The organism is Sporosarcina sp. NCCP-2716, assembly GCF_023707985.1.
Lineage (GTDB): Bacteria > Bacillota > Bacilli > Bacillales_A > Planococcaceae > Sporosarcina.
On the sequence record NZ_BRCF01000001.1, the window covers coordinates 293,819 to 313,500 of the forward strand.

The 19,682-nt window shown below is 54.0% G+C and carries 20 protein-coding genes; all 20 read left to right on the top strand.

Annotated features, from left to right (window positions below; translation table 11 throughout):
* Window positions 1-16 precede the first annotated feature (16 nt).
* The 20 genes from flhA (at window position 17) to NFU03_RS01635 (ending at window position 19,680) form a co-directional block, all read left to right on the top strand.
* Window positions 17-2,050 (top strand): flagellar biosynthesis protein FlhA, encoded by a 2,034-nt coding sequence (gene flhA, locus NFU03_RS01540; RefSeq protein ID WP_251635512.1) that lies wholly within the window; start codon window positions 17-19, stop codon window positions 2,048-2,050.
* A gap of 2 nt (window positions 2,051-2,052) precedes the next feature.
* Complete coding sequence (gene flhF / locus NFU03_RS01545; protein ID WP_309296244.1) at window positions 2,053-3,168, top strand: flagellar biosynthesis GTPase FlhF; 1,116 nt, start codon at window positions 2,053-2,055, stop codon at window positions 3,166-3,168.
* A complete protein-coding gene (locus NFU03_RS01550) occupies window positions 3,161-4,027 on the top strand; it encodes a MinD/ParA family protein (RefSeq protein WP_251635514.1) in 867 nt (288 codons plus the stop codon). The genes flhF and NFU03_RS01550 overlap by 8 nt, the downstream gene beginning before the upstream one ends.
* 2 nt (window positions 4,028-4,029) lie before the next feature.
* The gene (locus tag NFU03_RS01555; RefSeq protein ID WP_251635515.1) at window positions 4,030-5,157 is read left to right on the top strand and encodes a protein-glutamate methylesterase/protein-glutamine glutaminase; all 1,128 of its coding nucleotides are present in this window, start codon (window positions 4,030-4,032) and stop codon (window positions 5,155-5,157) included.
* Window positions 5,158-5,169: 12 nt separating this feature from the next.
* Window positions 5,170-7,236 (top strand): chemotaxis protein CheA, encoded by a 2,067-nt coding sequence (locus NFU03_RS01560; RefSeq protein ID WP_251635517.1) that lies wholly within the window; start codon window positions 5,170-5,172, stop codon window positions 7,234-7,236.
* A gap of 16 nt (window positions 7,237-7,252) precedes the next feature.
* Window positions 7,253-7,726 (top strand): chemotaxis protein CheW, encoded by a 474-nt coding sequence (locus NFU03_RS01565; RefSeq protein ID WP_251635519.1) that lies wholly within the window; start codon window positions 7,253-7,255, stop codon window positions 7,724-7,726.
* The gene (locus tag NFU03_RS01570; protein ID WP_251635521.1) at window positions 7,716-8,348 is read left to right on the top strand and encodes a chemotaxis protein CheC; all 633 of its coding nucleotides are present in this window, start codon (window positions 7,716-7,718) and stop codon (window positions 8,346-8,348) included. The genes NFU03_RS01565 and NFU03_RS01570 overlap by 11 nt, the downstream gene beginning before the upstream one ends.
* 1 nt (window position 8,349) lies before the next feature.
* A complete protein-coding gene (locus NFU03_RS01575) occupies window positions 8,350-8,844 on the top strand; it encodes a chemotaxis protein CheD (RefSeq protein WP_251635523.1) in 495 nt (164 codons plus the stop codon).
* A 148-nt stretch (window positions 8,845-8,992) separates the two neighbouring features.
* Window positions 8,993-9,772, top strand: a complete 780-nt coding sequence (locus tag NFU03_RS01580) for a FliA/WhiG family RNA polymerase sigma factor (protein WP_251635525.1) — start codon at window positions 8,993-8,995, stop codon at window positions 9,770-9,772.
* The gene (locus tag NFU03_RS01585) at window positions 9,769-10,077 is read left to right on the top strand and encodes a hypothetical protein (RefSeq protein WP_251635527.1); all 309 of its coding nucleotides are present in this window, start codon (window positions 9,769-9,771) and stop codon (window positions 10,075-10,077) included. Before NFU03_RS01580 ends, NFU03_RS01585 begins: the two co-directional genes overlap by 4 nt.
* Before the next feature lie 4 nt (window positions 10,078-10,081).
* Window positions 10,082-10,633, top strand: coding sequence for a hypothetical protein (locus tag NFU03_RS01590; protein WP_251635528.1), 552 nt, complete (start codon window positions 10,082-10,084; stop codon window positions 10,631-10,633).
* A gap of 142 nt (window positions 10,634-10,775) precedes the next feature.
* On the top strand, window positions 10,776-11,510 hold the full coding sequence (gene rpsB, locus NFU03_RS01595) for a 30S ribosomal protein S2 (protein ID WP_251635530.1): 735 nt from the start codon (window positions 10,776-10,778) through the stop codon (window positions 11,508-11,510).
* A gap of 92 nt (window positions 11,511-11,602) precedes the next feature.
* Entirely contained in the window at window positions 11,603-12,490 is an 888-nt protein-coding gene (gene tsf, locus NFU03_RS01600; protein WP_251635533.1) for a translation elongation factor Ts, read from the top strand.
* A 76-nt stretch (window positions 12,491-12,566) separates the two neighbouring features.
* Window positions 12,567-13,289, top strand: coding sequence for a UMP kinase (gene pyrH, locus NFU03_RS01605; RefSeq protein ID WP_251635535.1), 723 nt, complete (start codon window positions 12,567-12,569; stop codon window positions 13,287-13,289).
* Window positions 13,290-13,291: 2 nt separating this feature from the next.
* Window positions 13,292-13,849 (top strand): ribosome recycling factor, encoded by a 558-nt coding sequence (gene frr / locus NFU03_RS01610; RefSeq protein ID WP_251635537.1) that lies wholly within the window; start codon window positions 13,292-13,294, stop codon window positions 13,847-13,849.
* Window positions 13,850-13,976: 127 nt separating this feature from the next.
* Entirely contained in the window at window positions 13,977-14,771 is a 795-nt protein-coding gene (locus NFU03_RS01615) for an undecaprenyl pyrophosphate synthase (RefSeq protein WP_251635540.1), read from the top strand.
* A complete protein-coding gene (locus NFU03_RS01620) occupies window positions 14,768-15,562 on the top strand; it encodes a phosphatidate cytidylyltransferase (protein ID WP_251635542.1) in 795 nt (264 codons plus the stop codon). The genes NFU03_RS01615 and NFU03_RS01620 overlap by 4 nt, the downstream gene beginning before the upstream one ends.
* 20 nt (window positions 15,563-15,582) lie before the next feature.
* Window positions 15,583-16,731 carry a 1-deoxy-D-xylulose-5-phosphate reductoisomerase gene (locus NFU03_RS01625; protein WP_251635544.1) on the top strand — a complete coding sequence of 383 codons (1,149 nt, stop codon included), beginning with the start codon at window positions 15,583-15,585 and terminating at the stop codon, window positions 16,729-16,731.
* Window positions 16,732-16,776: 45 nt separating this feature from the next.
* The gene (gene rseP / locus NFU03_RS01630) at window positions 16,777-18,036 is read left to right on the top strand and encodes an RIP metalloprotease RseP (RefSeq protein ID WP_251635546.1); all 1,260 of its coding nucleotides are present in this window, start codon (window positions 16,777-16,779) and stop codon (window positions 18,034-18,036) included.
* 42 nt (window positions 18,037-18,078) lie between these two features.
* Window positions 18,079-19,680, top strand: coding sequence for a YbaK/EbsC family protein (locus NFU03_RS01635; protein ID WP_251635548.1), 1,602 nt, complete (start codon window positions 18,079-18,081; stop codon window positions 19,678-19,680).
* The last annotated feature ends 2 nt before the right edge of the window (window positions 19,681-19,682 follow it).

The window sequence follows — 19,682 nt, forward strand, 5'->3', positions numbered from 1 at the left end:
AGAAAGTAGGGATGACATGCAGTTCAAAGATATGGGTGTGCTCGCAGCGGTGATCATGATCGTTGCGATGCTTGTCATCCCGCTGCCGCACTGGCTGCTCAGTTTTCTGATCATCATCAATATCACGCTGGCGCTGCTCGTGCTGCTCACAGCTATGAATATGCAGGAAGCGCTCCAGTTCTCGATCTTCCCGTCACTGCTTTTGCTGCTGACGCTGTTCCGTCTCGGACTGAACGTCTCGACAACCCGGGCGATCCTGAGCGACGGAAGCGCAGGGGGCGTCGTTGACACATTCGGTTCGTTCGTCACCGGCGGCAACGTCATCGTCGGACTGGTCGTCTTCGTCATCCTGATCATCATCCAGTTCATCGTCATCACGAAAGGTTCGGAACGGGTCTCGGAAGTTGCGGCCCGTTTCACACTCGACGCAATGCCGGGTAAGCAGATGAGTATCGACGCCGATCTGAACGCCGGTATGATCTCCGATACACAAGCCCGTGAACGCCGTGACAAAGTGAGTAACGAAGCGGACTTCTACGGAGCGATGGACGGAGCGACGAAATTCGTCAAAGGGGACGCGATCGCCGGAATCATCATCGTCATCATCAACCTGCTCGTCGGGATGATCATCGGTGTTGTCCAGCTCGGTCTGCCATTCGCGGAAGCTGCGACGCAATTCTCGAAACTGACGGTCGGTGACGGGATCGTCTCCCAGATTCCAGCGCTGCTCATTTCGACAGCAACAGGGATCGTCGTCACGCGTGCCGCATCGGAAGGCAATCTCGGTTCCGATATTACGAGCCAGCTGCTCGGTCAGCCGAAGCTGCTGTACGTGGCAGGCGCCACGATCCTCCTGCTCGGTCTCGCCACGCCGATCAATAACATTCTGACGATGCCGATTGCAGCCGCTTTGGCAGCAAGTGCTTTTTTCATGTCTCGTCCGAAAGAGGAAGACCCGGAAGAAATGCTCGAAATGGAAGAGAGCGAGCAGACGGAAGGGCTCAAGAGTCCGGAGAACGTCGTCAACCTGCTCAATGTCGACCCGATCGAATTCGAATTCGGCTATGGGCTGATACCGCTTGTCGACGCTTCGCAGGGAGGGGACTTGCTCGACCGGGTCGTCATGATCCGCAGGCAGCTCGCCCTTGAACTCGGTCTCGTCATCCCGGTTGTGCGCATACGGGATAATATCCAGCTGCAGCCGAACGAATACCGCATCAAAATCAAAGGAAGCGAGATGGCGCGCGGTGAACTGCTGCTTGACCATTACTTGGCGATGAGCCCGGGCGGTGATGACTCGATACCGGGTATTGAAACCGTCGAGCCGTCGTTCGGACTGCCTGCGAAGTGGATCACCGAGGAAGTGAAGGAAGATGCAGAAATCCTCGGCTATACGGTCGTCGATCCGCCAAGCGTCGTTTCGACCCACTTGACGGAAATCATCCGCAGCCACGCAGCAGACCTGATTGGCCGTCAGGAGACGAAACAGCTCATCGACCATGTCCATGAGACGTATCCGATCCTTGTCGACGAGCTGACGCCGACACCGCTGTCCGTCGGGGAGATCCAGAAAGTGCTGGCCAAGCTGCTGAGTGAGAATGTCTCGATCCGCAACTTGCCGATCATTTTCGAGACACTTGCGGATTCTTCGAAATATACGGCGGATGTCGACCTGCTGACGGAATATGCACGGCAATCGCTCGCGCGGCAGATCACGGAACAGTACACGCCGCAAGGCCAGGCGCTGAAAGTCATGACTGTTTCCGGCAAAGTCGAGAAACTGATCGCAGACAGCGTCCAGCAGACGGAAACGGGCAGTTACCTGACGATCGACCCGCAGGAATCACAGGCGATCCTGGAATCGATCGCAAGCGAAGTGGAACGGGTGGCACTGCTTGACCAGTCACCTGTCATCCTCTGTTCGCCGGCTGTCCGGATGTATTTACGGCAGATTACGGAAAGGTATTTCCCGCAAATACCGATTTTATCCTATAACGAACTGGAAGCATCGGTGGAAGTACAGAGCGTAGGGGTGGTGGATATCGCGTGAAGATGAAGAAATATACAGCAGATACGATGGTGCAGGCGATGCAGCAGGTGCGCAAAGACTTCGGCGACGAAGCCGTCATCATGAGCTCATCGATCGTCCGCTCGAAAGGTTTCCTCGGTTTATTCAAAAAGAAAAGTGTGGAAGTGGTGGCAGGCTTTGACGAGCCGTCAGCAGTCAGACAGTCGGTCCGTCAGCCGGAGACACGCAGTGAACCTGCCGTCAGCAGCCAGCCGGACCCAGCACTCCAGGAACTGAAGCAGGAGATGCAGGAGATGAAGCAGCTGCTGAAGACGGCGAAGGATTCAGCACCGCTCGATCAGTATCCGCAGTCGATGCAGCCGCTGCTCAGAGTCCTGCAGAAAGCTGAACTGAACCGGGAGACGATCCGGGAGATCGCAGATCATCTCTTCACTCGCATGAAAGAGGAGAAAGCCGACTTCACAGCAGCTGAACAGCGGGATATGACCCGGGCCCTGCTGAAAGAGAAGCTGTCCGACCTGCCATTCGGCGGTGTGCCGATGAAAAAGAAGTTTGTGAATGTCCTCGGTCCGACAGGCGTCGGCAAGACGACGACCATCGCGAAGATTGCTGCACGGGCGCTTATCGAAAACAAGCGCAAGGTCGGTTTCATCACGACGGACACGTATCGGATTGCAGCGATCGAACAGCTCAGGACGTATGCCAACCTGCTGCAGGCACCTGTGGAAGTGGTGTACAGCACGGAAGACTTCAAAAAAGCGCTGAAGAAACTCGACCAGAAGGACATCGTATTCATCGATACTGCAGGGCGCAATTACAAGGAGACGAAATTCATCGAAGACCTGAAATCCCTCATCGACTTCGATTTGGAGATGGAATCCTACCTTGTACTCGCTGCGACGACGAAAGAGTCCGACATGCGTGCCATCGCTGACCAGTTCCTTGAATTCCCGATCTCCCAGTTCATCTTCACGAAGCTCGACGAAACCGAGTCTATCGGACCGGTATTCAACATGCTCACGGACTACGGTAAAGGAATCGCGTACATGACCGATGGACAGGAAGTGCCGGAGGACCTTGAAGAAGCAAGCGTCAGCAAATTACTGACACTCCTGCTGGAGGAGGACGCCCATGCGTGACCAGGCGGAAGCACTCCGGGTGAAGATGATGCAGGCCGATGGGACGGCTGCCCGCTCCGTCGCGATCATCAGCGGCAAAGGGGGCGTCGGGAAGACGAATTTCACAACGAACTTCGCAACAGCCCTCCAGGCGGAAGGGAAGCGTGTGATCATCGTCGATATGGATATCGGGATGGGGAATGTCCATATCCTGCTCGGCACGTCGGCGGAATACAGTCTGAAAGATTATTTGACAGGAGAACGGTCACTCGAAGAAACAATCACCGAGAGTGCGGACGGTCTCCGTTTCATCTCCGGCGGTTCGGGGCTTGAAACTGTCCTGCAATGGACCGAACAGCGTTTTGCACGGCTGATCGGCGCTTTCGAGAAACTGCAGCAGCAGTACGACTATATTTTGTTCGACATGGGAGCAGGGGCTTCCGAAAGCGCGATCGAACTCATCGTGTCCGTGGACGAAATCATCGTAATCGCGACGCCTGAGCCGACGTCGATCACCGATGCATATTCGATGGTGAAGTTCATCTGCCTGCGGGACCCTGAAAAGACATTCCATGTCGTCAGCAACCGGGTCCAGCCGAAGGAAGACGGCAACGAAGCGATTACGCGGCTGCAGTTCGCAATGCGCAAGTTCCTGAACAAAGAGACGACATTGCTCGGGGCCCTTCCGGAAGATGCGGCCGTCCATAAATCGGTCATCGCTCAAAGACCGTTCGTTACGCTTTACCCGCATGCGCCCATTACGCGGCGGATGAATGCGATTGCTGCTAATTATCTCTCTTCCGGCACCGATATAGATATCAAGGAAGGCAGTACGTTTTTGAGCCAGCTCAAAAAATTATTTGCGAGGGGGCGTGGGTGACAATGAGTGTACCAGCCGTTAAACGAGTGCTGATTGCAGATGACTCTGCTTTCATGCGCAAGCTGATTACTGAAATTATCTCGTCGCATCCAGGACTCGAAGTGGCAGGTACCGCCCGGAATGGGCTCGAAGCAGTGAAGAAAGTCCGCGAGCTTTCGCCTGATGTCATGACGCTGGATATCGAAATGCCGCTTCTGGACGGTCTTGGTGCTTTGCAGCAGATCATGAAAGAGCACCCGCTTCCTGTCGTCATGCTGTCGAGCACGACGAAGGAAGGCGCTGAAAATACGATCCGTGCAATGGAATATGGCGCCGCGGATTTCATCACGAAACCAGGCGGAGCGATCTCGCTCAACCTGCGTGACAGCGAAGAACAGATTGTCAGCAAGGTATACGATGCTGCCCAGATCGATGTGAAGAAGATCACTGGCCGCAGGACTGCCATTTCACCGGCAGCCCGCAAGACGCCTGTTTCGGCAGTTTCACCTCATACAGCTTCTCCGGTGCGCCATACGCAAAACGCGGCACCCGGCAGTGTGCCGAGGTCCTTACCGCGGCGAATGGTGATCATAGGCACTTCGACAGGGGGGCCTAGAGCCCTGCAGCAAGTGCTGACCTCTCTGCCGGCGACGATCGGCGTGCCGATCCTCATTGTCCAGCATATGCCGGCAGGCTTCACGAAGTCGCTGGCCGACCGGCTGGACAGCTTGTGTGATATCCATGTGAAAGAAGCGGAGAACGGTGAATTGATCGAAAAGAATACCGCCTACATCGCACCCGGCGGCTATCATATGAAGCTGGCGCGTGTCGGCGTCAGTTATGCAATCCGCCTCGACGCGGAGGAAGCACCGCGTATGGGACACCGCCCGGCTGTGGATGTATTGCTGGAGTCGGCCGCCGAATTTCCGGAAATCGACTATACGACCGCCATCATGACAGGCATGGGGCATGACGGCCTCGCCGGCATGCAGCAGCTGAAAAGCCGCTGCCGGACATACACGATCGCTGAATCGGAAGAGACGGCAGTCGTATACGGAATGCCCCGGGCCATCGCGGAAGCAGGACTCGCAGACGTTTCAGCAGATGTACAGCAGATCGGCAAGCTGCTATCAGACCAGGTTAAGTCTTAAGGAGGCATTTGGATGGATACAGATCAGTACTTGGAAATGTTCCTCGAAGAAAGTAAAGAGCATCTCCAGGCATGCAACGAACAATTATTGGAATTAGAGAAGAACCCGGACGACCTCGGGATTGTCAATGAAATCTTCCGTGCGGCACATACGCTGAAGGGCATGTCTGCGACGATGGGGTATGAGGACATCGCCAACCTGACACACAAAATGGAGAATGTGCTGGATGCAATCCGCAATTCGAAAATCAGCGTGACATCGGAAATCCTTGATGTCGTTTTCGAATCCTCCGAAACCTTGGAAGAGATGGTCATCGATATCGAAGAAGGCGGCACTGGCAAAAAAGATGTCGGCAGTCTCGTCACGATGCTGAACCAGATCGAAGCCGGGAAATCACCAACTGCGGCCGCTGAGCAGGCGTCGGAAGAGAAGGCGGTACATTCCCAGCCGGAAGGGCTCGTATACGATGACTTTGAACAGACGGTCATCACGCAGTCAATCGACCAGGGGTTCCACGCGTACGAACTGACCGTGACGCTCCGTGATGACTGCCTGCTGAAAGCGGCGAGAGTGTTCATGGTTTTCGAGATTCTCGAAAAAGCCGGCGAGATCATCAAGACCTCCCCGACGGTGGAACACTTGGAGAACGAAGAATTCGATAACCGGTTCACCGTCGTCCTGGTGACCAAGGAAGACGCGGGTGATCTGCAGTCGAAAATCCAGAAAGTCTCCGAACTGGAGAAGGCGGACATCCAGCCTGTGCAGTTCCAATCGGCCTCCAGGGAAACGGCAGCAGCTGCGGAAGCGGTGGTAACACCTGAAGCCAGCAAGGACGGTGCTGTTGAGGAGAATGAACCGGCACAGCCGGCAGACAAGAAGAAAGCCGGCAAAGCGGAGGCTTCCCCGAAACGGAGCGGCGCTTCCCACTCAGCCAACAAAACGATCCGCGTCAACATCGACCGCCTGGACGTGCTCATGAATCTGTTCGAGGAACTCGTCATCGACCGGGGACGCCTCCAGTCGATCGCTGCTGAGCTCCAGAATTCCGAACTGAATGAGACGACGGAGCGGATGACCCGTATTTCCGGGGATCTGCAGAACATCATCCTGAACATGCGCATGGTGCCTGTCGAAACGGTCTTCAACCGCTTCCCGAAAATGGTGCGGCAGCTTGCCCGGGATCTCGACAAGAAGATCAACCTCGAAATCATCGGTGCGGAAACGGAACTCGATCGGACGGTCATCGATGAAATCGGCGATCCTCTCGTCCATCTTATCCGGAACGCCGTTGATCACGGCGTGGAAAGCCCGGCTGAGCGGCGGTCGAAGGGCAAACCGGAAGAAGGGACAGTTACACTGCGCGCTTATCACTCCGGCAACCATGTGTTCATCGAGCTGGAAGATGACGGAGCGGGCGTCAACCGTGAACGGGTCTTGAAGAAAGCGATCGAACGCGGCATCGTCACCGAAGACGCAGCGGATACACTGACGGATAAGCAAGTTGCTGAACTTATTTTGTCATCCGGTTTTTCCACGGCCGAAAAACTGACGGACGTCTCCGGACGCGGCGTCGGACTGGATGTCGTGAAGAGCACGATCGAATCGCTTGGCGGCCATATCTCCATCGATTCGAAAGAAGGGGAAGGCTCGCTCTTCCAGGTGCAGCTGCCTTTGACACTGTCGATCATCTCCGTCATGCTCGTCGAAATGCAGAAAGAAGTGTTCGCGGTGCCGCTGTCGTCGATCATCGAAACAGCGATCATCCACCGTGATGATATACTGAATGCCCATAACCAGCGTGTCATCGATTTCCGCGGCAAAATCGTACCGCTCGTCGACTTGCGGGAGATCTTCCATACCGGTCTGCCGGAAGAGGAAGAGGACTACAAGTCTGTCGTCATCGTCCGAAAAGGCGAAAACCTTGCGGCGCTTGTTGTCGATTCGTTCATCGGCCAGCAGGAGATCGTCCTGAAGTCACTCGGAAATTACTTGCAGAGCGTGTTCGCGCTATCGGGCGCTACCATTCTCGGCAACGGCCAGGTGGCGCTGATCGTCGACTGCAATGCACTCATTAAATAAGCGGGAGGGAAGCTCAATGACAGCTGGAACGGAAAACAAAATGATGAAAACGATCGTCTTCCAATTGCTCGATAAGGAATACGCAATTGAAGTGGATGTCGTCCAGTCCATCGAAAAACTATTGCTCATGACGATCACCCGCATTCCCGGAGTGCCCGATTACGTCAAAGGCGTGATCAACCTCCGCGGGATGGTGACGCCGATCGTCGATTTGCGTGTCCGCTTCGATCTGCCGGAAACCGGGTATGACGACAACACGCGGATCATCATCGTCAATTTGGAGGACTACGACGTCGGTCTGATCGTCGATAATGCGAACGATGTGATCGACATCCCGGCCGGCGCGCTCGAGTCGCAGCCGGAAGTGGTCGGCTCCGTCGAATCGGAATTCGTGGCAGGAGTTGCGAAGATCGACAAACGCCTGCTCGTGATGCTCAATCTGGATCATGTGCTGAAACCGATCAGAAACGGGAACTCCGATGACAACTGAATTCACGATCAGTGACATGCACCTCGACGTACTGAAGGAAATCGGCAACATCGGGGCGGCGCACGCGGCGACATCCCTTTCCGAGCTGCTCCAGCGCACGATCGATATGCATGTGCCGAAAGTGGCGCTCGTGTCGTTTGACGACATGTTCGAACTTGCGGGCGGTTCGGAACGCGTCGTCGTCGGCATCTTCCTGCGGCTCGAAGGCGATCTGTCAGGAAGTATGTTCTTCGTCCTCCCGATCGAATCGGCGAACCGTTTCATCCGCAGGCTGATCGGTGACGGAACGTTCGATTTCTCCGATCCATCGACAATCCGGGAAATCGGCGTTTCCGCCATGCAGGAGCTCGGCAATATATTGTCAGGTTCCTACTTGTCGGCCCTGTCTGATTTCACCGGGCTCAAGATCTACCCGACTGTCCCGTCGCTCAGCGTCGACATGGTCGGGGCAATCGTCAGTTTCGGTCTCATCGAAGTCTCGCATTACAGCGATGAAGTGATCGTCATCGATACGAAAATTGTCGAAGTGGACGGCAATGATACGAGTGTCGACGGGCACTTCTTCCTGCTGCCCGATCCGCCATCCTATGTCACGATCTTCAAATCATTGGGAGTCATGTGAGATGGGGAGCGTCAAGACGGTCGTCAGGGTTGGCATAGCGGATTTGAACATTGTGAAGGAGCCGGATACGATCCGTACATCCGGGCTCGGTTCCTGTGTCGGCGTCGTTCTGTACGACGAACGGCGCAAAGTCGCGGGGATGGTGCACGTCATGCTGCCGGACAGCTCACTTGGCAAAGGGGGTCCGCTGAATGCCGCGAAATTCGCGGATACGGGCATCTACGCGCTGATGGAGAGGCTGAAAGCGGAAGGTGTCCGGCCGATGGCGCTGAAAGCGAAAATTGCGGGCGGTTCGCAGATGTTTCAGTTCGGCTCAAGCGACACTGTGCGCATCGGTCCGCGCAATGTCGAAGCCGTCAAACAGGAGCTCCGCAGACTGTCGATACCGCTAGTCGCCGAAGACACCGGCGGCTCAAGCGGCCGGACGATCGAATTCGACCCGGCGACTGGTGTGCTGAATGTACGGACGGTCAATCAGGGGACAAAAGAGATATAGTGGTTGTACAGCGGTTTCAGCCTATGAAACTGCTGTTTTTTTTTGATGAATATAATCTGCGTTCGCTGTCTTTACGCCATCGGTTTTGCTATACTGTTGTTATAGATACATATCTACTACACCGTTCAGCATGGAAGCGAGGGATTCTATGTCAAAAAAGGAACTGTCCGAAGAGGATTACTGGGATCTTTGGTTAACTAAGCGGGATCCGGACGCAGGAGATGTACTTGTCCGCAAGTATATGCCGCTCGTCAACTATCATGTCCAGCGGATCGGTTCAGGCCTTCCCCGCAACGTTTCCAGGGATGATGTGAAAAGTCTCGGTTATCAGGGGTTATTCGACGCGCTGACTAAATTCGACCCGGGCCGGGATCTGAAATTCGATACATATGCCTCATTCCGGATCCGCGGAAGCATCCTGGACGGACTGCGGAAAGAAGACTGGCTTCCAAGGTCCTCAAGGGAAAAATCCAAGAAACTTGAAGAGCAGATCAGCAGGCTGGAACAGCAGCTGATGCGCAGCGCCACGCCTGAGGAGATTGCGGAGCACACCGGCCTGGCAGTCGCTGATGTCTATCAGACCGTGCACGAGCACTATTTCGCGAGCGTCCTGTCGATCGACGAACGCATGAATGATGACGAAGAGGATTCCGGTAAGAGTTTCGTGCTGAAAGACGAGAAGACCATCACGCCCGAACAGCAGACGGTGAAACAGGAACTGCTCGGTGAGATGACGGAGAAGATCAAAGACCTGAACGAAAACGAGCAGCTTGTGCTGAGCTTGTTCTACTCAGAGGAGATGACCCTAACGGAAATCGGCGAAATCCTCAGCCTGTCCACTTCCCGCATTTCGCAGATCCATTCCAAAGCTCTCTTCAAACTGCGCAAAGTGCTGCTGCCGGAAGTGCTGGATCGGGGGATACTATGAGCTTGAAATCGATCGAACTGCAGATCGCCATCCCGAAGACATTCGACGCCGGGAAATTGACCGAGCAGAAAAACCAGCAGTCCGTGCTCAATCATCAGCAGGCAGCCGCCCAGACCGAAGAGCTTGTACACAAACAGCGCAAGTCGGTCATGGACAGCGCACATTCCGAAAAGACGAACGGCAAAGACCAGACGGCTGACAGCGGCAGTCCGTCCGGCGGCGGACGGAAAGATCCGGAAGACGAGAAGGAAGAATTTTACGCAAGCCATCCATACAAGGGCGGCTTCGTGGATTATACAGGGTGAACCGATGACAGCAATAGTGCTTACCGTCCTATTCATATTGCAGCTGGGCAGCTTTTACGTGATCGCACTGCTGTACATGCGCCTCTCGAAGCTTGACGGCACGGAGAAGAAACAGCGGCAGCTCATGAAGGAGATGGAAGACAGCCTGGCCCTCTACATAGCAGACGTGAAAGAAGAGAATGACAGGCTGATCGAACAGCTCACGAACCGTCCGGACGCTCCCGGAATCCGTGCAGACAGCAGGGGGGCCGGTGCTTCCAATGCCGGGACTGCCGCAGATCCTGCAGGCAGCAGCATAGAAAAACCACTCACAGCCGTCTCGGCCGTGAAGCCCCCTGCGCTGAAGGTGATGGATTCATACCGTTCCCAGCAGACTGCAAAACCCCGGGAAACTGTTGAACCGCCGGAATCCGTGCAGCAGCAGGAGCCGGACGGGGAGACAGGGTTCGAGCCGGTCTACAGGCTCCATGCAGAAGGGCTGACAGCCGGCGAAATCGCGAGCCGGCTCGGGAAAGGGAAAACGGAAATCGAATTGATCCTGAAATTCAAACAGTAAAGGTTGTACAAGTCGCCACAGCTGTGATATAGTAGCAAGTGGTATTACTACACACGTGCGCGGACGCGGGAGACGGTGCCGAAAGGTCGCTTCCGACGGATGAACTGCACGGAGGAATCCAACCAAACAGGAGGAAAACACTATGTCAGTTATTTCAATGAAACAATTGCTTGAAGCTGGTGTGCACTTCGGACACCAAACACGCCGCTGGAACCCGAAAATGAAGAAATACATCTTCGTTGAACGGAACGGCATCTACATCATCGACCTTCAGAAAACAGTTAAAAAACTGGAAGAAGCTTACAACTTCATGCGCCAAGTCGGTGCAGACGGCGGGAAAGTATTGTTCGTCGGTACGAAGAAACAAGCTCAAGACGCGATCAAAGAAGAAGCAGAACGTGCAGGCATGTACTACATCAACCAACGCTGGTTGGGCGGTACTCTCACAAACTTCGGAACGATCCAAAAGCGTATTGCACGCATGAAACAGATTGAGAAGATGGAAGAAGACGGCACTTTCGAAGTCCTTCCTAAGAAAGAAGTTTCCCAATTGAAGAAAGAGCACGAACGCCTCGTGAAATTCCTCGGCGGTATCCGTGACATGAAACAGATTCCAGACGTGATCTACGTAGTAGACCCGCGTAAAGAGCGTATCGCAGTTGCGGAAGCTCATAAATTGAATATCCCACTCGTCGGCATCGTAGATACTAACTGCGACCCGGATGAGATCGACTATGTCATCCCTGCAAACGACGATGCAATCCGTGCAGTCCGTCTTTTGACTAGCAAAATGGCAGACGCGCTCATCGAGTCTAAACAAGGTGAAGACGACGAAGCTGCTCAAGCAGAAGAGTCTGAAGCAGTAGCTGCAGAGTAATAGAAATGTGTAAGACGATAAGCGGCCAACCCCCCTTATCGTCTTTTTTAGGAGAACAAACTACAACTAATGCTCTTTAGGAGGAATTCAACATGGCAATTACAGCTCAAATGGTAAAAGAACTTCGCGAAAAAACAGGTGCAGGTATGATGGACTGCAAAAAAGCACTTACAGAAGTCAACGGTGACATGGACGCAGCAATCGATTTCCTGCGTGAAAAAGGTCTTTCCAGTGCGGCGAAGAAAGCGGATCGCATCGCGGCTGAAGGAACAACTTCCATCGAAGTGCGCGGAAACGACGCTGTCATCCTTGAAGTGAATGCGGAAACTGACTTCGTTGCGAAAAACGAAGCATTCCAGACACTCGTAAAAGAATTGTCGGATCACCTTCTTTCTACTAAACCTGCTACTGTCGAAGAAGCGGTTGCTTCTACAATGGGCAATGGCCTGAACGTTGCGGACTACATTTCGAATGCTATTGCTAAGATCGGTGAAAAAATCACCCTCCGCCGTTTTGAAATCCGTACGAAGACGGATAGCGACGCTTTCGGTGCATACTTGCACATGGGCGGCCGTATTTCCGTTCTGACTGTTCTCGAAGGTTCGACTGATGAGGAAGCAGCAAAAGACGTTGCTATGCACATCGCAGCGATGAATCCTAAATACATTTCACACGACCAGATTTCAGAAGACGAAATCGAGCACGAGCGCAAAGTGTTGACAGAACAGGCGCTTAACGAAGGCAAGCCGGAGAACATCGTTGCGAAAATGGTGGAAGGCCGCCTGCGCAAGTACTTCGAAGAAATCTGTGTACTTGACCAGCCATTCGTCAAGAACTCCGACCAAAAAGTCGGCGAGTTCGTCAATTCCACTGGCGGTACATTGGTAGAATTCATCCGCTACGAAGTCGGCGAAGGAATTGAAAAGCGTGAAGACAACTTTGCAGACGAAGTAATGAGCCAAGTTAACAAAGGCAACTGATTACACTCATACAACTGACAGGGGACACATTTTGTGTTCCCTATTTTTAAGAAAAACAAAAAAATGGGGGATACATATGAGCACTCCTAACTATGAACGTATTGTACTGAAACTAAGCGGAGAGGCGCTCGCCGGAGAGCAGGGATTCGGTCTTTCCCCGAAAATCATCAAGTCTGTTGCCATTCAGGTAAAAGAAGTCCTCGATCTCGGCATCGAAGTGGCGGTCGTCGTAGGTGGAGGCAATATCTGGCGTGGTAAGGTCGGCAGCGAAATGGGCATGGACCGGACGACTGCCGATTATATGGGTATGCTCGCCACTGTTATGAATGCACTCGCCCTGCAGGATGCTATCGAAAAACTTGGAGCGGAGTCCCGAGTGATGTCTTCCATCGACATGCGCCAGGTGGCTGAACCGTACATCCGCCGAAAAGCGATCCGCCATCTCGAAAAGAATCGCGTCGTCATCTTTGCAGCAGGTACCGGCAACCCGTATTTCTCGACCGATACGACTGCGGCACTCCGCGCAGCTGAAATTGAAGCAGATGTAATCCTAATGGGAAAAAACAATGTCGACGGTGTCTATTCTGCCGATCCAATGATCGATTCGACAGCTGTCAAGTACGAACAGCTGACCTATTTGGATGTGATCAGCAAAGGTCTCCAAGTCATGGACGCTACTGCTTCTACGCTCTGTATGGACAATGATATCCCGCTCGTAGTATTCTCAATTATGGAAGAAGGAAACATTAAAAAGGCTGTATGCGGTGAAACAATCGGTACAGTCGTTGGGAGGAACTAAACATGCCAAAAGCAGTAATGGACCAAACAACTGAACGGATGGAAAAAGCAATCAGCTCACTTACGCGGGAACTCGCTTCCATTCGTGCGGGACGTGCAAGTGCTTCTTTGCTCGACCGTATTTCCGTTATGTATTATGGGGCGCCTACGCCGCTGAACCAGATGGCTGGTATTTCCGTACCTGAAGCCCGGCTGCTCGTCATCCAGCCGTACGACAAAACGACGCTCGGAGACATCGAAAAAGCGCTCTTGAAGTCGGATATCGGTATCACCCCTTCGAATGACGGCTCAGTCATCCGCCTCGCGGTTCCTGCCCTGACGGAAGAACGCCGGAAGGATCTCGTCAAGGAAGTGAAGAAAGATGGGGAAGAATCGAAAATCGCCATCCGCAACATCCGCCGCGATGCGAACGAGGAACTGAAGAAACTCGAGAAAGACGGCGAAATCACAGAAGACGAATTGCGCCGCTACAGTGACGAAGTCCAAAAGCTGACTGACTCGTACATCACTAAGATCGACAGCCTGGCAGAGGATAAAGAAAACGAAATTATGGAAATCTAAACAGTAACTTTCCTTTTCAATGGGCGTCCTACCGTTAGGGCGTCCTTTTTAGCATGCAACTTTCCCCTCAGTTTGATAGGATAAAGAGGGTGAATGATTCGAAACGCCGCCGAGTGGAGGAAAAAATATGTTCGGAAAACTGCTGCGAAAGAAGACGGCGGCTGATCTGCCGTCATACGAAGAGCGGCTGGCTGCTGCAAAAGAGAGGCCCATGCCTGTACATATCGCCATCATCATGGATGGCAACGGCAGATGGGCGAAACAACGGAAACTGCCACGGATTGCAGGGCATCATGAAGGCATGAAAACCGTCCGGAAGACGACGTTGTTTGCCAGCAGGCTCGGCGTGGAAGTGCTGACACTCTATGCCTTCTCAACAGAAAACTGGAAGCGGCCAAAACGGGAGATCGACTTCCTCATGAAATTGCCAGGCGAGTTCCTGAGTACGTATCTGCCTGAACTGGTCGAAAATAATGTGAAAGTCGAAATGATCGGCAGTGCCGATCTGCTGCCGGTCCATACGAAAGAGGCCATCGAACGGGCCATGCAGGAGACGTCTTCGAACGACGGAATGGTGCTCAACTTCGCGATGAACTACGGCAGCCGCTTCGAAATTTCAGAAGCTGTCAAAAAGATCGCCGTCCAGCTGCAACAGGACGAACTGGCACTCAGTGAGATTACGGAAGAGACCGTCAGCAAGGCGATGATGACCTGCCATTTGCCGGATCCAGATCTGCTGATCCGTACGAGCGGGGAAGTCCGTCTGTCGAATTTCATGCTCTGGCAGCTCGCTTACGCCGAACTGGCCTTCACTGAAGTGCTGTGGCCGGATTTTGATGAGCATACGATGCTGACCATCATTGAAGATTATCAAAAACGCAGCAGACGATTTGGAAGTCTCGAAGGGAATGAACTTACGTGAAACAACGAATACTTACCGCAGTGATCGCAGCAGCGGTCTTCATTCCTTTTGTCATTACAGGGGGAGTGCCGTTTACACTGCTCGTCTATGCCATCGCGACCATCGGCCTGTATGAGCTGCTGAAGATGCAGTCGATCAGACTGGCATCCGCCGAAGGTGTGCTTGCGTGGCTCATGGCTGCTGTCTTTCTGCTGCCGAAAAACACAGCGGACCGATGGCTCGGAGCGATCGGTTACACGAAATTGGATGCTGCATTCGTCATCATCCTGCTTTTATTGATCTATACAGTTATCGTCAAGAACCGTTTTACATTTTCGGATGCCGCATTCTCCGTACTGGCCGCCTTTTACGTCGGGATGGGTTTCTACTTCCTCACCGCCACGAGGGAAGCTGGCCTCATCTTCATCATCTACGCACTGGTCGTTGTCTGGACGACGGACTCGGGTGCATATTTCGTCGGCCGCAAGCTCGGGAAGACGAAACTGTGGCCCGACATTTCACCGAATAAGACGGTGGAAGGCTTTGTCGGCGGCATCATCAGTGCAGTCATCTTCGTCCTTATCTTCCAGCTCATCGAGCCGATCACCTCTTCATACCTTATACTGATCGGCATGACGATTCTCGCTTCGATTGTCGGCCAGCTGGGGGATTTGGTGGAATCTGCATTCAAAAGGACCTACAATGTAAAAGACTCCGGGAAACTTCTTCCCGGGCACGGCGGTATTCTGGACCGGTTCGACAGCCTGCTGTTTGTCCTGCCGCTGCTCCATCTGCTGCACTTCGTTAGCTAATCGAAAGGGATGTTTTGACCATGAAGAAAAAGATCAGCCTGCTGGGAGCGACCGGTTCGATCGGTCTCCAGACAGTGGACGTCATCGGCGCCCATCCTGAACAGTTCGAGCTCACTGCGCTCTCAGCCGGACGCAATATCGGGAAAGTACGGGAAATCGCGGCGGCCTTCAGACCGCCGCTCATTTCGGTCATGGAAAAGAGTGACGCGGACACACTGCGTGCGGAATTCCCTGATATTACATTCGTCCATGGCGCAGAAGGTCTGGAAGAGGTTGCGGCCGGTTCGGGTGCTGATATCCTGCTGAACTCGGTGATCGGCAGTGTCGGCCTCAAGCCGACGCTCTCAGCAATCCGCGAAGGCATCGCCATCGCCATCGCCAACAAGGAAACGCTCGTTGCCGCGGGTGACGTCGTCATGGCGGAGGCGAGGAAGCGCAATGTGCCGATCCTGCCGGTGGACAGTGAACACTCCGCGCTGTTCCAGGCATTGAACGGGGAACAGCCGAAGTCGATCGAGCGGCTCATCCTGACCGCATCGGGCGGCAGCTTCCGCGACCTGACACGGGACCAGCTGCAGGGTGTGACGCTGGAACAGGCGCTCGCCCACCCGAACTGGTCGATGGGAAACAAATTGACGATCGACTCCGCGACGATGTTCAACAAAGGGCTTGAAGTCATTGAAGCCCACCATTTATTCGACATGCCGTATGACCGGATCGACTGCCTGCTGCACAAGGAGAGCATCATCCATTCCATGATCGAATTCGAGGATACGAGCGTCATGGCGCAGCTCGGCTCTCCCGATATGCGCGTGCCGATCCAGTATGCACTGTCCTACCCTGAACGCATCCCGATGGCCAATCCCCAGCGCCTGAAACTGGAAGAGATTGCAACACTGCACTTCCAGGCGATGGATTATGAGCGGTTCAAAGCACTTGCCCTCGCCTATGAAGCGGGCCGCACTGGAGGCACGATGCCCGCGGCCATGAATGCCGCGAACGAAGTGGCCGTCAGCCAGTTCCTTGCCGGCCGTATCCCGTTCGTGCGGATCGACGAACTCGTGGAACAGGCGATGGAACAGCATCAGACCGTGAAGGAAGCAACACTCGAGGCCATCCTGGAGACGGATGCGCACACTCGTCAAATCGTCCATTCCATGATAAAATAAGGTATTTAGTACAGCGGCCTGTAGGGGCTGAAAAGGTGGGTATGAATGGAGACAATCATTGCGTTTATCATAATTTTCGGTTCCTTGGTCTTTTTCCACGAATTCGGGCACTTCCTGTTCGCGAAAAAGGCGGGTATCATGGTGCGCGAATTTGCAATCGGCATGGGACCGAAGATCCTCGGCATTCAAAAAGGGGAAACCCTGTACACCATCCGTCTGCTGCCGCTAGGCGGATATGTCCGTATGGCCGGGGAGGACTTCGATACGGTCGAGCTGCTTCCCGGCTACCGGGTCGGTCTGATCCTGAACAGCAAGGATGAAGTCACGAAGATCCACTTGAACTCGAATGTGTCCAATCCGGACGTCCTGTTCATCGAGACGGAAATAGCTGACCTGTCGGATGAGCTGTATATCAAAGGGTATGACGAGGATGAAAACCTCGTCCGTTTCCCGATTTCGAGAACAGCTGTCATCTACGAAAAAGGGGATAAGACGCTGATTGCGCCGAAAGACCGGCAGTTCGATTCGAAGCCGCTGCTCGGACGGTTCCTCACCATCCTGGCGGGACCTGTATTCAACTTCATCCTGGCGTTCTTCGTGTTCCTCGCACTCGGCCTGCTGAACGGGGTTCCGACGAACGAGCCGATCATCACGGAAGTGCAGAAGGACAGTCCGGCAGCCGCTTCCGGCATGCAGGCTGGCGACTTCGTCAAAGAAGCAGACGGCAAGGCAGTGCACAGCTGGACGGATTTCACACAGGAGATCCAGGACAGCCCGGGCCGCCAGATCACTATCAAAGTGGAACGCGGCGGCGAGCTGAAAGAGCTGCAGGTCACTCCGGATACGATGGAAGATGCCGGACAGTCATTCGGCCAGATCGGTGTTCTCTATACGAGTCCTGTTGAAAAGAACCCATTGAAAGCAATCGCATACGGCGCCCAGCAGACGTGGTTCTGGATCGCCAAGATCTTTGAACTCCTCGGCATGCTGCTGACAGGCAAGTTCACGCTCGATGCGCTGTCCGGACCGGTCGGCATTTACAAAGCGACCGAACAAGTCGCACAGTATGGCGTCTTCAACCTGATGAATTGGGCAGCCGTTCTGAGCATCAACCTCGGGATCATGAACCTGCTGCCGCTCCCTGCACTTGACGGCGGACGCCTGCTGTTCTTCCTGTTCGAAGCGGTACGCGGCCGGCCGATCGACCGCCAGAAAGAAGGGATGGTGCATTTCGTCGGCATCATGCTTCTTATGCTGCTCATGCTTGTCGTCACATGGAATGACATCCAGAAATTCTTTTTCTAAGAGATACATTCCCCTTCTAGGGGCAGATGGAGGCGACACACGATGAAACAATCAGGTGTTTTCATACCTGCTGCAGAATCACCGAATCACTGTGTGGCGGACCGGATACTGGCACGGGCGGGTTATGTGCAGGAAACATCGGAAGGTATGTATGCTTACTTTCCGCTTGCCGGTAAAGTGCTGGACAATATCAAGCAGATCATCCGCAGTGATATGGAAGCGGCAGGCGTGTTGGAGGTCGACCTTCCGTACGAACAATTTGCACACGCATCCGGAAAATCCGATGAAATGATCTTCCTGTCCTTCATCGAAAAAGAAGTGATCTCTTCCGAACAGCTGCCGATCTCCGTGTTCCACATCAAACAGCACGTGCGCAGCGGTGAAAGGCTCGCGCCGGAGAACGGATTGCTCAGTGCGAAGGAATTCGCGCTGATGAGCGGATATTCCTTCCATACCGATACGGCCGAAGCGATCGATCACAGCTCCCTTCTGCACGGTGTGTTCTCAAGCATCTTCAGTAAAATCGGCGTGCCGTTCAGTGTACTGCAGAGTGAGCAGGAAATCGGCATGAAGGCATATGAGTTCGTTGCGTTCCCCGATTGCGGCGATGAATGGATCGCGAGGAACGAGAGCGGCACATACGTGGCGAAAGCGGAGCTCACGGAGGCGCTGCGGGAGGGCCATGACGCAGCGGTCAAACAGAAACCGGCTGAGAAAGCGGCCGGCTCCGGGCGGACGGGGGATCAGCTCGCTGAAGTTTTACGTATAGGCGCAGACCGGGTGATCCACTCGTATCTGTACGAAATCGACGGGGATCCTGCTGTCGTCCTCATCCGCGGTGACCGGAAGCTGAACGAGCTGAAGCTGCAGAAAGCATGCGGCGCCGCCTCGCTTATCAAATTGCCGGACGCTAACGTGAAAGAGGTACTCGGGACGGAGGCAGACACTCTCGGTCCAGTCCAGCTGCCATTCGGTTTCCGTGTGCTTGCCGATTACAGTGTGGAGACGGTCGTCAATGGACTGTGCGGGGCGAACGAAGCGGACACATTCCTGCTGAACGTCAACCCGGACAGGGATTTCACGGCGGATGAATACATGGATATCCGGCTGGTGACGGAAGGGGAGCCCTCTCCGGACGGAAACGGCACACTCGCTTTCTCGAAAGGGACGGTGTTCGCCCGGATACTCGACCCGAAGCCTGTCTTCAGTAAAATCGATATTGCCGGCAAAGGGACCCTCGAGATTTCAACCGGGTATTCCTATATGGATCTCACCCGGCTGTTCGCTGTAACAGCCGAATATTACAGTGACGGACTCGGGCTGAAATGGCCGCTCCGTCTGGCGCCGTATGATGTGCACCTGCTGATCGATGATTATGAGGACGACACGCAGCGGCAGCTGGCGGAAGAATTGAATTCTGTTATGAACGGATACCGGTACAGGATTCTGTACGATGAACGGAATGTCAGTCTGGAAGAGAAGAAACGCACGTCCGATATGCTCGGCATCCCGGTGAAGATCACCGTCGCCAGCGAAGCGGCGGACGGTATGATCGAGGTCACCTACCGGAGCACAGGGGAAACACACCACTGGCGCAAAGAAGAGGTGACCGAGAAACTGCAGGAATTTTTCAGAACAGAGTAAAG